The sequence below is a fragment of the Marinitenerispora sediminis genome (genome assembly GCF_003336425.1).
Lineage (GTDB): Bacteria > Actinomycetota > Actinomycetes > Streptosporangiales > Streptosporangiaceae > Marinitenerispora > Marinitenerispora sediminis.
In genome coordinates this window covers 1-593 of record NZ_QEIO01000347.1, presented here as the reverse complement: position 1 = coordinate 593, position 593 = coordinate 1, and the positions used below count along the sequence as shown (strand labels likewise).

The window sequence follows — 593 nt, the reverse complement described above, 5'->3', positions numbered from 1 at the left end:
CTCCCCCACGCCCCTCCCCGCGCGACCACCGCGACCGGACCGGCGCCCCGGCCCGACAGCCGTCCGGTCCCGGGCCGTCGCCGAACCGGCCGGGAGCCGCGTGCCCACCAGCCTCGGGGGCGTCCGCAGGGGCGAGGCGGCTTCGCGCCGCACCGCTACCCGCGGACCTCCGGGCCGCTGATCGCCCGGCCGGCGGCCGGCCCGGGGTCAGGCCCGGAAGGCCACCCAGGCGCGGCGCATCCGCTCGCCCTGGCCCGCGGTGAACTCCCGCATGCAGGAGTCGTCGCTGTAGTTCATGAAGTTGCGGATCGGGTCGGGGCCGCGGTTCTCCGGGCAGGTGTCGCGGTCCTCGGGGCAGCCGGCCGACTGCTGGCGTTCGTAGGGCGTGTCGTCGACGTAGTCGCTGGGGTGGGCGCAGCCGTTCTGGAAGGTGTGGAACAGGCCGAGCCAGTGGCCGGTCTCATGGGTCGCGGTGTGGCCGAGGTCGAACCTCTCCCGGCCGCCTCCGGGGAGGGTCCGGTAGTCGACGGTGACGCCGTCGGCCCAGGAGTCGGCGTCGTAGTCCTGCGGGAAGGTGGAGCGGCCGAGGACGC

Annotated in this window: 1 protein-coding gene; it reads right to left on the bottom strand. The window is 76.1% G+C overall.

All coding sequences use genetic code 11. The features are described 5' to 3' along the window. Positions 1-207: 207 nt before the first annotated feature. Positions 208-593 (bottom strand): M43 family zinc metalloprotease (locus tag DEF28_RS26735; protein WP_267900221.1); only part of this gene is annotated, 386 nt, incomplete at its 5' end.